Source organism: Herbiconiux flava, assembly GCF_013409865.1.
Lineage (GTDB): Bacteria > Actinomycetota > Actinomycetes > Actinomycetales > Microbacteriaceae > Herbiconiux > Herbiconiux flava.
The window spans coordinates 2568496-2582358 of record NZ_JACCBM010000001.1; the positions used below are offsets into that span (position 1 = coordinate 2568496).

13 protein-coding genes are annotated in these 13863 nt (G+C 70.1%); 7 read left to right on the forward strand and 6 right to left on the reverse strand.

The window, feature by feature from the left end:
• The first annotated feature begins 18 nt into the window (after positions 1-18).
• Positions 19-1158 carry a substrate-binding domain-containing protein gene (locus tag BJ984_RS12335; RefSeq protein WP_179548278.1) on the forward strand — a complete coding sequence of 380 codons (1140 nt, stop codon included), beginning with the start codon at positions 19-21 and terminating at the stop codon, positions 1156-1158.
• Between the two features lie 91 nt (positions 1159-1249).
• On the opposite strand, the gene BJ984_RS18955 is transcribed toward BJ984_RS12335, so the two are convergent.
• A complete protein-coding gene (locus BJ984_RS18955) occupies positions 1250-1372 on the reverse strand; it encodes a hypothetical protein (RefSeq protein ID WP_271206571.1) in 123 nt (40 codons plus the stop codon).
• Between the two features lie 130 nt (positions 1373-1502).
• Between BJ984_RS18955 and BJ984_RS12340 the strand changes: the two genes are divergently transcribed.
• Positions 1503-2162 (forward strand): VOC family protein, encoded by a 660-nt coding sequence (locus tag BJ984_RS12340; RefSeq protein WP_179548279.1) that lies wholly within the window; start codon positions 1503-1505, stop codon positions 2160-2162.
• 74 nt (positions 2163-2236) lie between these two features.
• On the opposite strand, the gene BJ984_RS12345 is transcribed toward BJ984_RS12340, so the two are convergent.
• From BJ984_RS12345 to BJ984_RS12365, 5 genes are read right to left on the reverse strand one after another with little or no spacing between them, the layout of a single operon-like run.
• Complete coding sequence (locus BJ984_RS12345; RefSeq protein WP_179548280.1) at positions 2237-2710, reverse strand: S-ribosylhomocysteine lyase; 474 nt, start codon at positions 2708-2710, stop codon at positions 2237-2239.
• Positions 2710-3891 carry an aminotransferase class I/II-fold pyridoxal phosphate-dependent enzyme gene (locus BJ984_RS12350; RefSeq protein ID WP_179548281.1) on the reverse strand — a complete coding sequence of 394 codons (1182 nt, stop codon included), beginning with the start codon at positions 3889-3891 and terminating at the stop codon, positions 2710-2712. The genes BJ984_RS12345 and BJ984_RS12350 overlap by 1 nt, the downstream gene beginning before the upstream one ends.
• Before the next feature lie 2 nt (positions 3892-3893).
• Positions 3894-4562 carry a methionine ABC transporter permease gene (locus BJ984_RS12355; protein WP_216851405.1) on the reverse strand — a complete coding sequence of 223 codons (669 nt, stop codon included), beginning with the start codon at positions 4560-4562 and terminating at the stop codon, positions 3894-3896.
• On the reverse strand, positions 4559-5602 hold the full coding sequence (locus BJ984_RS12360) for a methionine ABC transporter ATP-binding protein (protein WP_218870063.1): 1044 nt from the start codon (positions 5600-5602) through the stop codon (positions 4559-4561). The genes BJ984_RS12355 and BJ984_RS12360 overlap by 4 nt, the downstream gene beginning before the upstream one ends.
• Positions 5599-6453: a MetQ/NlpA family ABC transporter substrate-binding protein gene (locus BJ984_RS12365; RefSeq protein WP_179548283.1), complete on the reverse strand. Its 855-nt coding sequence runs from the start codon at positions 6451-6453 to the stop codon at positions 5599-5601. The genes BJ984_RS12360 and BJ984_RS12365 overlap by 4 nt, the downstream gene beginning before the upstream one ends.
• Positions 6454-6685: 232 nt before the next feature.
• On the opposite strand from BJ984_RS12365, the gene dnaE reads away from it, so the two are divergent.
• The 5 genes from dnaE (at position 6686) to hisD (ending at position 13772) form a co-directional block, all read left to right on the forward strand.
• Complete coding sequence (gene dnaE / locus BJ984_RS12370; protein WP_218870391.1) at positions 6686-10147, forward strand: DNA polymerase III subunit alpha; 3462 nt, start codon at positions 6686-6688, stop codon at positions 10145-10147.
• A gap of 116 nt (positions 10148-10263) precedes the next feature.
• Complete coding sequence (locus BJ984_RS12375) at positions 10264-11286, forward strand: WXG100 family type VII secretion target (protein WP_179548285.1); 1023 nt, start codon at positions 10264-10266, stop codon at positions 11284-11286.
• Positions 11287-11398: 112 nt separating this feature from the next.
• Complete coding sequence (locus BJ984_RS12380) at positions 11399-12076, forward strand: hypothetical protein (protein WP_179548286.1); 678 nt, start codon at positions 11399-11401, stop codon at positions 12074-12076.
• A gap of 83 nt (positions 12077-12159) precedes the next feature.
• A complete protein-coding gene (locus BJ984_RS12385) occupies positions 12160-12390 on the forward strand; it encodes a hypothetical protein (RefSeq protein WP_179548287.1) in 231 nt (76 codons plus the stop codon).
• A 74-nt stretch (positions 12391-12464) separates the two neighbouring features.
• Positions 12465-13772 carry a histidinol dehydrogenase gene (gene hisD, locus BJ984_RS12390; RefSeq protein ID WP_179548288.1) on the forward strand — a complete coding sequence of 436 codons (1308 nt, stop codon included), beginning with the start codon at positions 12465-12467 and terminating at the stop codon, positions 13770-13772.
• The last annotated feature ends 91 nt before the right edge of the window (positions 13773-13863 follow it).

Below are 13863 nucleotides of genomic sequence, written 5' to 3' on the forward strand. Positions count from 1 at the left end.
AGAGACGAGGACAGCATCATGGCGAAGACATCAGGTGGACGGCGATCCACGATCAGGGCGATCCTGGGGCTGGCGGTGGCGACCGCCACGGTCGCCGTCGGGCTGACCGGCTGCAGCGCCGACGACGGCGGAGCGGGCGGCGGCGCCGGCGGCACCGTGGGCATCCTGATGCCCGGCGTGCAGAGCGTGCGCTGGCAGATCGAGGCGGAGACGATGACCGAGGGCTTCAAGGAGCGCGGGTACGACACCGCGGTGCAGTTCGCCAACGACGACGCGCCCACGCAGGTGCAGCAGATGGAGGACATGATCACGCAGGGCGTCAACGCGCTGATCGTCGTGGCCGTCGACGTGCAGTCGCTCGGGGGTCCGCTCGCCGATGCGAAGGCCGCGGACATCCCGATCCTCTCCTACACGCGGTTGCTGTCGGACACGGAGGCGGTCGACTACTACACGACCTTCGACTACAAGGCCTACGGTGCGGCCAGCGGCCACTCCATCCTCTCGGCTCTGGGTGTCGAGGATGCGGACGGCAACCCGACTGGCGAGAAGGGTCCGTTCACGATCGAGATCGTCAACGGCAGCCCGACCGACTCGGTCGCCTACGACATGTGGGCCGGCTACGAGGAGACCCTGCAGCCCTATGTCGACGAGGGTGTGCTGGAGATCCCGTCGGGGCAGAGCACCTTCGATCAGTCCTCCACGCTCAACTGGACGGGTGAGGGGGCGCAGAGCCGGATGGAGAACATCATCACCTCGACCTACTCCGACGGCACGAAGCTCGACGCCGTCTGGGTGCCGTTCGATGGCATGACCCGCGGTGTGATCGCCGCGCTCAAATCGTCGGGCATCCAGCCCGGCACCGAGGCCTGGCCGATCCTCCCGGGTGGTGACGGTGAGCTCGACTCCATCAAATCGATCCTGGCGGGGGAGCAGTACAGCTCCGCGTGGATCGACGTGATCACCCTGGCCGACGGCGCGGTCACGATCGTGTCCGACGTGCTCGACGGCGGGGACTGGCCGGAGCCCGACACGACGACCGACAACAACTCGATCGATGTGCCCACGAAGCTCTCGCCCGTGGTGAACGTCACGAAGGACAACGTGCAGGAGGTCCTCGTCGACAGCGGCTTCTACACGGCGCAGGAGCTGGGCCTCTGAGTCGACTTCCGACCGTCTTCCGGGCCTGACGCCGAGGGGCCCCGCGGAACCGCCGCGGGGCCCCTCGGCGCACGGCCGGCATCTCGGCGAGCTACGACAACGGCGTGCTGAGCGTCGTCAGCCCGGTCAGCGAGCGCGCGAAGCCGCGCACGATCGCGGTGCAGAGCTCGGGGGCGGATGCGCGTTCCGCCGACGAGCCGCGGAAGACGCTCACCCGCTGAGCGCTCCCGGCGCCGAGCGACTGCGGGGCCCCCGATCGAGTCGGGCGGCCCCGTCCGCTTCGGCAGCGCCTGATCCGCGGCAGCCCCTTCCGCTCCCAGTCGGCGGCGCGGTAGAACGGGACCATGAGCGATGCGATCTCCCCGCGTGAGTTCCGGCAGTCCGAGGGCACGGGGGACTGGCGGGTGGTCGGCGACGGCGCCCGAGCTCTCTTCCGCACCGGCTCGTTCACGCGCGGTGCCGCCCTGGTGGCGGCGATCGCCGAGCTGGCCGACGCGGCCGATCACCACCCCGACATCGACCTGCGCTACGGCGCCGTCGCGGTGCGGCTGATCAGCCACGACGTCGGAGACATCAGCCGGCGCGACTTGGCGCTGGCCCGCGCGATTTCCGCCGCGGCTGCCGAGCAGGGCCTCGCCGCCGACCCCTCGGCCGTGCAGAGCCTGCAGATCGCGATCGACGCCGTCGACGTGGCGGCGGTGCGGCGGTTCTGGCAGGCGGTGCTCGGCCACGATCCGGTCGACGACGCCGATCTCAGCGACCCGCTGGGGGTCCTCCCCAACGTCTGGGTCCAGCAGATCGACGCCGCGCGTCCGGAGCGCAACACGGTGCACCTCGACCTCTACGTGCCCACCGACGTCGTCGAGGAGCGCCTCGCGGCCGCCCTCGCCGCCGGAGGCCGCGTCGTGAACGACGAGAACGCCCCGGAGTGGTGGACGCTCGCCGACCCCGAGGGCAACGAGGTCGACCTCGCCCCCTGGCGCGACGACAGCCCCTGGAAGTAGCAGGCGGGCGGCGCGCGCCGGAGCGACCGGCGACGGCCCGTCGGCCGGGCGCCCGCTGAGCTCCCGTGCCGGGTCTAGACCCCGACGCGGCGGAACGCGTCGAGGCTGATGCCCGCGTCCAGCACGACCTTCGCCCACTCCCGCGCCGTGTGCAGCGAGTGGTCGCGGTAGTTGCCGCACTCGAGGGCGGACACCGCCGGGATGTCCGACTCGACGGCCTCGTCGGCGATGAACCGCAGGCTCGACGTCAGCGCCGCGACCACGTCGGCCACCTCGGGCTCGCCCCACATCAGCAGGTGGAAGCCGGTGCGGCAGCCGAACGGGGAGATGTCGATCACCCCGTCGATGCGGTCGCGCAGCAGCCCGGCGAGCATGTGCTCGAGGGTGTGGATGCCCGCGGTGGGGATCTCCTGCACGTTCGGCTGCGTCAGTCGCACGTCGAAGTTCGTGATGGTTCCGCCGCCCGGTCCGTGCTCGACGCCGATGCGGCGCACGTACGGCGCCAGCACGGCGGTGTGGTCCAGGGTGAAGCTCTCGATCTCAGCCATCAGGTCCTCCTCGTGAACGCGTCGAGGCGTTCGATCATCTCGTGCAGTGTGCGGTCGTCGGTGACGAGTCCGATGCGGATGTGCCCGGCGCCCCGGGGGCCGAAGCCGTCACCCGGGGCGACGGCGATCCTCTCCTCGGTGCGGAGCCGGTCGGCGAAGGCGACCGCGTCGGGAGCCTCGCCCGTGGCCGCCGGGAGGCGCACCCACACGAAGAACGTACCCGCCGGAGCCTGAACATCCCAACCGATCCTCCGGAGGCCCTCGACCACGAGGTCGCGCCGTCGCTGATAGACGCCGATGAGCTCCTGGGCGGCTTCCTGCGAGCCGGCGAGCGCGGCGGCGGCCGCCTCCTGCGAGGCCCCGAACATCGTGCTGAACGCGGCGGCCTGGTAGTGCCGCATGGCCGCGATCAGTGAGGCGTTACCCGCCGCGAAGCCCACCCGCCAGCCGGCCATGCTGTAGGTCTTCGAGAGCGTCTGCGTCTCGACCGTGACCGTGTGGCCGACGTCGACCGCGAGCGCCGAGAGGGGCCGGCGGCCGTCGTAGCCGAGCGACGCGTAGGCGAAGTCGTGCACGAAGGCGGCGCCGGTGCGCAGCGAGAACGCGACGGCCTCCTCGAACGCGCCCCGGGTCGCGAGCGCGCCCGTGGGGTTGTTCGGGTAGTTCAGCATCAGCAGGGCCGCGCGCTCGAGATCGGCGACCGCGGCGAAGTCGGGCTGGTAGGCCGGCTCGACGAGCGGCAGCGGAACGATCCGCCCGCCCGCGAGCTCGGCCGCGGACGCGTACATCGGGTACCCGGGGTCGGGCAGCACGAGCGTCTTCCCGGGGTCGACGCGGGAGAGGACGGCCGCCATGACGGCCTCGTGCGACCCGTGGAAGACCGCGACCTCCGCCTCCGGATCGATCCTCACGCCGTGGTCGTCGAGGTAGCGCCGCGCCACCGCGTGCCGGAAGGACTCCCGCGCCCGGTACGCGGGGTAGCGGTGGTTGATCGGTCGCGCGACCTCGTGCTGCATCGCGGCGACGATGTGCTCGGGCGTCGGGAGGTCGGGATTGCCCTTGGAGACGTCGATCATCCGCGGCCCGGGCTCGGCAGTGAGCCGGAGGATCTCCCGGTCCATCTCGCCCCAGAAATTCGCGGGCAGCGCTCTGACCCGTGCCGCCGGCTCGAAGTCGACCATGCTCACCGCCTCCGGTAACGGCGCGCGACGACGGTGCCGAGCAGTTGGATGCCCTGCACCAGCACGATCAGCGTCACCACCGTGATCACCATCGCGAAGCCGTCGTAGCGCTGGTAGCCGTAGGAGAGGGCCAGGTCGCCGATGCCGCCCGCGCCCACGGTGCCGGCCATCGCCGTCGCGTCGAGCAGGCCGACCGACGCGATCGTGACCGCCAGGATGAGCGAGCCGCGCGCCTCGGGCAGCATGAACCGCCAGAACACCTGCAGCGGTGAGGCGCCCATCGAGCGCGCGGCCTCGATCACTCCACGGGGGACCTCGAGCAGCGAGTTCTCCACAAGTCGTCCGATGTAGGGCGCGATCATCACCGTGAGGGGCACGATGGCTGCCCAGACGCCGATGCTGGTGCCCACCAGCAGGCGCGTGAACGGGAGGATGGCGACGAGCAGGATGATGAACGGAAGCGAGCGGATGAGGTTCACCACGACGGCGAGCCCGAGGCTGATCGGCCGGTTCTCGAGCACCCCGCCCGCGCGGGTGAGCGCGAGCACGGCCCCGATGATCACACCGAGAACCGAGCCGAGCACGAGCGAGACGCCCAGCATCTGCAGGGTCTCGCCGAGCGCTTTGAGGAACAGCTCGGGGGTGATCAGCGTCCACTTCTCGTCGTTCACGCGTGCACCTCCTCGATCTGCACGACCCGCTCGGCGAGGTAGGCGCGGGCGGCCGCGACCTTCTCGGCGGGGCCGGTCACCTTGACGATCATCTGACCGACGGTGTGCTCCTGGATGGAGGTCATGTCGGCGTGCAGCATGTTCACCGCGACGCCGAAGCCGGTGATGAGGTCGGAGAGCAGCGGCTGGGTCACCTCGTCGTCGACGAGGAGCATCCGCCACAGCCCCTCCGAGCCGAGGTGCTCGACCACGCGCGCCGGCAGCCCCTGCGGCACGACGGTGGTGACGAAGTCGCGGGTGATCGGCGAACGCGGCCGCAGGAAGGTGTCGAGCACCGGCCCCTGCTCGACGATCTCGCCGTCGGCCATCACGGCCACCTGGTCGGCGAGGTCCTTGATGACGTCCATCTCGTGGGTGACCACGAGCACCGTCGTGCCGTACTCGCGGTTGACGTTCCGCAGCAGCTCGATGATCTGTGCCGTCGTCGTCGGGTCGAGGGCGCTGGTCGCCTCGTCTGAGAGCAGGATGCGCGGGTTCCGCACGAGTGCCCGGGCGATGCCCACCCGCTGCTTCTGCCCGCCCGAGAGTTCTCCCGCGAAGCTTCCCGCCTTGCCCGAGAGGCCGACGAAGTCGAGCACCTCCTCGGCCCGGGCGCGGGCCTGGTCGGCCTTGACGCCGTCGAGCCGCAGCGGCATGGCGACGTTGTCGCGCACGCGCACGGTGTCGAGCAGGTTGAACTGCTGGAAGATCATCCCGGTGCGCTTCTGGGCGGTGCGCAGCTGCCGGCCGCGCAGGGCGCCCATGTCGACGCCGTCGACCAGCACCCGGCCCGAGCTCGGCCGTTCCAGGCCGTTGACGAGACGGATGAGCGTCGACTTGCCGGCGCCGCTGTAGCCGATCACACCGAACACGGTGCCGGGCGGCACCTCCAGTTGCACATCGCGGAGCGCGGAGGTCGTCGTCCTCCGGTCGGGGGAGAAGCTCTTCGACACGCCCTCGAAGACGATGCCGCCCTCGGGGCCCGCCTGCGATCCGCTCAATTGAACCATTCGGGCAGGTTGTACCCGTCGTACTGCGGGTCGGAGGTGACGTAGTCGATGAACTCCGGCGACTCGTAGGCCTTCTTGATCGCCTGCGCCCAGTCGGAGTCGACGTCGGAATCCCGCACCGTGACCACGTTCGAGAACTCGATCGGCTGGTCCTCCACCGCGAGGGCGTCGTCGTAGTCGAGGCCTCCGGCGATGATGAAGTTGCCCTGGATGGTGGCGTAGTCGACGTCTTGCAGCGCCGGAACCTGCTGGGCGTTCTCGATCGCGGTGATCTGCAGGTCGTGCGGGTTGTCGGTGATGATCGAGAGGTCGGCCGTGTTGGGGTCGTCGACGTCGTCGAAATCGATCAGTCCGGCGTCGCGCAGGATGAGCAGGCCGCGGTACAGGTTCGACGGGGCGTTCGGCACGGTGACGGTCGCCCCCTGCTTCACGTCGTCGAGCGACGTCGACTTGCCGCCGAACAGCGCCATCCGCGGGGTCGGCACCTGCACGAGCGCCACGTTGCTGAGCCCCTCCTGCGCGTTGACGAAGTCCATGTAGACCGGGTGCTGGATGATGTTGGCGTCGATCTCGCCCTCCGACACGGCGACGTTCGTCACGATCCCGTCGGTGAAGTCCTGCTCCTCGACGCTGTAGCCCTCCGACTCCAGGATGGGCAGGATGCCGCCGTCGAACATCTCCTTGTAGGGGCCGGGGTTGAAGCCGATCGCGATGTCGGTCTTCTCGGCGGCGCCGGTGCTCTCGGCGGGCTCGCTGCCGCTCGAGCCGCTGCTGCACGCGGTCGTGCCGATCAGCAGTGCGGCGGTGGCCGCCCCCAGGAGTGCGAATCGAACGGCTTTCATGATGACCTCTTCTGCGGCGTTCGGCAGCCGCGGAGCAAGGCTAGCCAGCGGGTAAGCGCCTGCCGAACTCGGCCGGTCACATATCGCAACAGTCCGCCGGCGAAGTGCTCCGCGACACGCCGACGGGTCGGTGCGGGCGACGTTTAGACTTGGACCCCACGCCGAGACAGCCGGAGAATCAGTGCCCTCGAACGACTCCTTCGTGCACCTGCACGTCCACAGCGAATACTCGATGCTGGATGGCGCGGCCCGCGTGAAACCTCTGATCGAGGCCGCTAAAGAGCAGGGGATGCCCGCCGTCGCGGTCACCGACCACGGCAACGTCTTCGGAGCCTACGACTTCTGGCGGACGGCCACCGAGGCCGGCATCAAGCCCATCATCGGCACCGAGGCGTACCTCACCCCTGGCACCCACCGCACCGACAAGACGCGCATCCGCTGGGGCAACGGCGGAGGCGACGACGTCTCGGGTGCCGGTGCGTACACGCACATGACCCTGCTCAGCGAGTCGACCGAGGGCATGCACAACCTCTTCCGGCTCTCCTCCAAGGCGTCGATCGAGGGCTACTACTTCAAGCCACGCATGGACCGTGAGCTCCTCAGCCAGTACGGCAAGGGCCTCATCGCCACGACCGGATGCCCGTCGGGCGAGATCCAGACGAGGCTCCGTCTCGGCCAGTACGACGAGGCCGTCAAGGCGGCGTCGGACTTCCGCGACATCTTCGGGAAAGAGAACTTCTTCGCCGAGATCATGGACCACGGCCTCGAGATCGAGCGCCGGATCATGCCCGACCTGATCCGGCTCGCCAAGCAGCTCGACCTGAAGCTCGTCGCCACCAACGACCTGCACTACACGCACGCCCACGACGCCACGAGCCACGCCGCCCTGCTCTGCGTGCAGTCGGGCTCGACCCTCTCCGACCCGAACCGCTTCAAGTTCGACGCCGACGAGTTCTACCTGAAGTCGGCGGCCGAGATGCGCCAGCTCTTCCGCGACTACCCCGACGCCTGCGACAACACGCTGCTCATCGCCGAGCGCTGCGAGGTCGCCTTCGACACCGACGCCAACTACATGCCGCGCTACCCGGTGCCCGAGGGCGAGACCGAGGCCACCTGGTTCGAGAAGGAGGTCGAGGCGGGGCTGAAGGAGCGCTACCCCGACGGCGTCACCCAGGAGGTGCGCGAGCGCGCCGACTACGAGGTCGGTGTCATCAAGGGCATGGGCTTCCCCGGCTACTTCCTCGTCGTGGCCGACTTCATCAACTGGTCCAAGCGCAACGGCATCCGGGTCGGCCCCGGCCGTGGCTCCGGCGCCGGATCGATGGCGGCCTACGCCATGAAGATCACCGACCTCGACCCGCTGGTGCACGGCCTCATCTTCGAGCGGTTCCTCAACCCCGACCGCGTCTCGATGCCCGACTTCGACGTCGACTTCGACGACCGGCGTCGCGGCGAGGTGATCAAGTACGTCACCGAGAAGTACGGCGACGAGCGCGTGGCGCAGATCGTCACGTACGGCACCATCAAGGCCAAGCAGGCCCTGAAGGACTCGGGGCGCGTGCTCGGCTTCCCGTTCAGCATGGGCGAGAAGCTCACCAAGGCGATGCCGCCGCCCATCATGGGCAAGGACATCCCGCTCTCCGGCATCTTCGACAAGGCGCACCCGCGCTACAAAGAGGCCGTCGACATCCGCAACGTCATCGAGATGGACCCGGAGGCCCGCACCGTCTTCGACACGGCCCTCGGCATCGAGAACCTCAAGCGCCAGTGGGGCGTGCACGCGGCCGGCGTCATCATGTCGAGCGACCCCCTGATCGACATCATCCCGATCATGAAGCGGGAGCAGGACGGCCAGATCGTCACCCAGTTCGACTACCCGGCCGCCGAGGCCCTCGGGCTGATCAAGATGGACTTCCTGGGGCTCAGAAACCTCACGATCATCGACGACGCGCTCGACAACATCCGCGCGAACCGCGGCGAAGACCTGGTGCTCGAAGACCTGACACTCGATGACAAGCCCTCCTACGAACTGCTCGCCCGCGGCGACACGCTCGGCGTCTTCCAGCTCGACGGCGGGCCCATGCGCGGCCTCCTCCGGCTGATGAAGCCCGACAACTTCGAGGACATCTCGGCGGTGCTCGCGCTGTACCGCCCGGGCCCGATGGGCGCCGACTCGCACACCAACTACGCCCTCCGCAAGAACGGCATCCAGCCGATCACGCCCATCCACCCCGAGCTCGAGGAGCCCCTGCGGGAGGTGCTCGGCGGCACCTACGGCCTGATCGTCTACCAGGAGCAGGTGATGTCGATCGCGCAGAAGCTCGCGGGCTTCACGCTCGCCCAGGCCGACCTGCTGCGCCGCGCGATGGGCAAGAAGAAGAAGAGCGAGCTCGACAAGCAGTACGCGGGCTTCTCGAAGGGGATGCACGACAACGGCTACTCCGAGGCCGCCGTCAAGACGCTGTGGGACATCCTGCTGCCCTTCTCCGACTACGCCTTCAACAAGGCGCACTCCGCGGCCTACGGCGTCATCTCCTACTGGACCGCCTACCTCAAGACGCACTATCCCGCCGAGTACATGGCCGCGCTCCTCACGAGCGTCGGCGACTCCAAGGACAAGATGGCGATGTACCTCTCCGAGTGCCGCCGGATGGGCATCAAGGTGCTGCCGCCCGACGTCAACGAGTCGATCGGCTTCTTCACCGCCGTCGGCACCGACATCCGCTTCGGCATGGGTGCGGTGCGGAACGTCGGGATGAACGTCGTCGAGCTGATCAAGCAGGCCCGCGAGGAGAAGGGGGCCTTCACCTCCTTCGGCGACTTCCTGAAGAAGATCCCGCTCGGCGCCACGAACAAGCGCACCATCGAGTCGCTGATCAAGGCGGGCGCGTTCGACTCGCTCGGCAACACCCGCCGGTCGCTGATCGAGGTGCACGAGGGCCTGATCGACAACGCGGTGTCGCAGAAGCGCAACGAGGCCAACGGCCAGGTGGGCTTCGACTTCGACTCGCTGTGGGACGCGCCCGAGGAGGTGCACGACATCCCGGCGCGCCCCGAGTGGGCGAAGCGCGACAAGCTCGCGTTCGAGCGGGACATGCTCGGCCTCTACGTCAGCGACCACCCGCTGGCCGGCCTCGAGGTGGAGCTGGCGAAGCACGCGTCGACGAGCATCCTGGACCTGCTCGAGTCGGACCACGTGAACGACGGCGACCAGGTCACGGTGGCCGGGCTGATCACGAGCGTGCAGCACCGTGTGGCCAAGCAGTCGGGCAACCAGTACGGCATGATCACCGTCGAGGACTTCGGCGGCGAGATCACCGCGATGTTCATGGGCAAGACCTACCAGGAGTTCGGGCCGGCGCTCACGAACGACGCCATCGTGGTGGTGCGCGGGCGCGTGTCGATGCGCGACGACGGCATGAACCTGCATGCGTACAGCCTGTTCCAGCCGGCGCTCTCACAGGTCGGCGGCTCGGGGCCGCTGCACATCTCGCTGGCCGAGACGCGCGCGACGACCGACACGGTGCAGGCGCTGAACGACGTGCTCATCCGGCACGCGGGCGACACCGAGGTGCGCCTGAGGCTGATGAAGAGCGACAACGTGCGGGTGTTCGAGGTGCCCTACCAGGTGCGCGTCACGGCCGACCTCTACGGCGAGCTGAAGTCGCTGCTCGGGCCCAACTGCCTGGTCTGAGCGCCCGGCGCAATGGGGAGTAGTCCCCACTCTCGCAGGCTGCACTCCCGGCCGAGGCGTGCGAGGATTCGGGTGGGTTCGAAGGGCCCGATGCACCGGGGAAGGGGACGGCCGAGATGACGGGTGGGTTCTGGGGGGCCGACGCCGACCAGCTCCGCGCACTGGCGAAGGACTTCGACCAGAAGGCGACGCAGCTGTCGGGCATGGCGAGCACGCTCACCGCGTCGATCAACGGCACCAGCGCCTGGTCCGGTCCGGATGCGGCCCTGTTCAAGCAGGACTGGAACAGCACCTACCGGGTCTCGCTCTCGAGTGCGAACCAGGCGCTCGTCGCGGCGGCATCCGCTCTGGTGAAGAACGCGGACGAGCAGGAGCAGGCCAGCTCGGTCGACGGCGGGGGCGTGCCCGGGGGATCGGGGCCGGGTGGCGACGGGCAGGGCGACGACCAAGGGGACAGCCCCTTCCCCGGGGCGAACGGCTCGGGCAGCGGCGAGACGGATGATGACGGCTCGCTGCTCGACGACATCCTGAACAGCCCCGTGGTCGGGTCGCTGCAGGACTACCTCGACGCGGCCGGGATCGTCGGCGGCATCGATGCGCTGCTCCAGCTGCGTCTCGGCGGGGCCTTCTCGTCCCTCGACGCGGCGCTGGACTTCCGGGCCTTCGCCAGCGGCTTCAACACGGCGAGCGACTTCTTCGGAGGCAACAACTGGGGGTCGCTCACCCAGGGTCTCAGCAACGTGCTGGGCGACGGCGCCCTGGCGAGCCGCGTGGGCTCGGCGGCGGAGTTCCTCGGAACGGCCGGCAAGGTGCTCGGTCCCGCCGGCGTCGTGCTCGGCTACGCCGGGGCCTACAACAGCTACCAGAACGGCGACTACGTGCGCGCGGGCTACGACGGGGTGGCCACCACCATCGGTGCGGTCGCCCTGTTCACGCCTCCGCCGGCGAACCTCGTGCTCGGCGCCGTCTCAGGCGGGATGGCGCTCGGCGGCCTCCTCTACGACAACGTCCCGGTCTTCCACGACGCGGTCGACAACACGGCCGAGGCCATCGGCGACGCCGGCGAGGCCATCGCCGAGGGCGCCCAGGACTTCGCGGAGGGCGTCGCCGACGTGGCGGAGGACCTGTGGCCGTGGTGAGCGCCGCGGCGCCTGACCGCCTTTCCCCCACCACCCGCCTCACGACCATGGACCGCCTCACGACCAGCGGCCGCCTCACGACCAGCGACCGCCTCATCACCAGGGAGCAGAGATGACCGACACCCGTACCCGGGACGCAGCCGAGCCCGCCGCCCAGCCCGTCGACGCCCCCAGCTACGGCGCCGGCGAGCTCGCCTATGCCCTGTCGCTCGCCGAGGGCCCCCCGCGGGCGCAGGCCGAGCGCTTCCTTCAGGTCAAGCCCGGCTTCGTCACCGACCAGACCGCGGCACTCGGCGCGTCGAGCCTGGTGGCTCGCGGCGAGCTGACCGTCGACGCAGACGTGCTCGAGCCGCGCGGCGGCATCCGCCTGCTGATCGTCGCGATCCAGACGGCCGTGCGCTGGACCGAGATCGCGATGATGAACGAGGGCGACGTCGAGGCGGCGGTCTACCTCCAGACGCCCGGGCTGTCGATGCTGCTCTCGCCCGCCGCGATGAGCACGTGGACCATGGTGGTCAGGGCCCCTGACTACACGGATGCCCAGTTCCTGGCGCGTCTCGTCACCGACAACGCGGCCCGGCATCCCCTCGGCACCGCGTACTTCGGCACGGAGCTGCTCGGTTCGCCGAAGCACCACCTCTTCGTCAGGCCCAGCGCGGAGCCGGATCCCTTCGGTCGTCGCTGGGATCTCGCCGACGCCGAGGCGCCAGGCGACGGCCGCACCGACGACGTCGGTGACGCCGCCCTGCTCGACCGGCTGGCCGCGTTCACCGCGCTCCCGGCCGCATGAGCGAGCCCGGCCCCCGCCCCGACCGCCTCCCGCCGGAGCCGTTCGCGTGGATGAGCACCAACCCGTCATCCGGACGCTTCCGCATGACTCTGAAGAAGCCGCTGAGCGAAGCGCTCCTGGGTGTTCTCCTGCTCGTCGTCGGCATCCTGTTCGGGGTCTCGGCGATCGGCAAGGAATCCGCAGGCGCCGCCGTGGTCGGCGTCGGTCTGCTGATCCTGGCGGGCGGGGCCGGCGTGATGCTCCTGGTGATCGCCGGGGCGCGGGCGCGCTGGTTCCGGGCCTTCGAGCGGATGCACGGCCGACCGCCGTTCTGAGGCAGCCGCCGTCCGCTCCGTCGGGGGCAGGCCACTCTTCGGAGCCGTCCGCCCGCCGGTAGGCTGTTACCGCCATGATCCGAACGATTGACCTCCGCGGCCAGACCCCCACCCGATCCGAGTTCGTGCAGCTGGTTCCGCGCGCCGACACCGACGTCTCGGTGGCCCACGAGGCCGCCGCCGCCCTGGTCGAGGCGGTGCGGAGCGACGGTCTCGTCGCCCTCCGCGACCAGGCGCGCCGCTTCGACGGCGTCGAGCCCGAGCACGTGCGGGTGCCTCAGCAGCACATCGACGAGGCGGTCGCCGAGCTCGACCCCGCCGTGCGTGCCGCCCTCGACGAGGCGATCGTGCGCGTCCGCCAGGCCACGGCGGCCCAGATCCCGGATGCGCGCACCACCGAGCTGGCCTCCGGCGCCGTGGTCCAGCAGCGCTGGCAGCCCGTCGACCGTGTCGGCCTCTACGTGCCCGGCGGCAAGGCCGTCTACCCCTCCAGCGTCGTGATGAACACGGTGCCCGCCCAGCTCGCCGGCGTCGGATCGATCGCCATCGCCTCCCCGCCCCAGCGCGAGTTCGGCGGCCGCGTGCACCCCACGATCCTCGCGGCGGCCGGTCTGCTCGGCGTCACCGAGGTCTACGCCATCGGGGGAGCGGGCGCGATCGGCGCCCTCGCCCACGGCGTCGACGAGATCGGGCTCGACCCGGTGCAGGTCATCACCGGCCCGGGCAACGTCTACGTGGCCGCCGCCAAGCGGGTCGTGCGCGGCGTCGTCGGAATCGACTCCGAGGCCGGCCCGACCGAGATCCTCATCGTCGCCGACGGCACAGCCGACCCAGCCTTCGTCGCCGCCGACCTGGTCAGCCAGGCCGAGCACGACGAGCTCGCCGCCGCGGTGCTCGTCACCGACTCGCCCGCCCTGGCCGAGGCCGTGCTCGCGCAGCTCGACGGCGTGGCCGCCTCGACCAAGCACGCCGACCGCGTCGCCGTCGCCCTCGACGGCCCGCAGTCGGCCGTGGTGCTGGTCGACTCGATCGAGCTCGCCGCCGCCTTCAGCAACGCCTACGGGCCCGAGCACCTCGAGGTGCAGGTGGCAGATCCGGATGCGGTGCTCACCCTCCTGACGAACGCCGGCGCCATCTTCGTGGGCGCCTATTCGCCGGTGAGTCTCGGCGACTACCTCGCCGGGTCGAACCACGTGCTGCCGACGGGCGGGCAGTCGCGCTTCTCGTCGGGGCTCGGGGCGTACACCTTCCTCCGGCCGCAGCAGGTCATCCGCTATTCGTCGTCGGCCCTGCGGGAGGTCGCCGACCGCATCGTCGCGCTGGCCGAGGCCGAGAACCTGCCGGCGCACGGTGAGGCGGTCACGGCCCGGTTCGCGCGGTAGTCCCAGCCGCTCCGACACGGCTCCGCTCCTGCACCGTGCCGCGGGGCGGCCGTGTTCTCCCCAGGCGTGTGCGGTGCGGCCGGGATGCCCG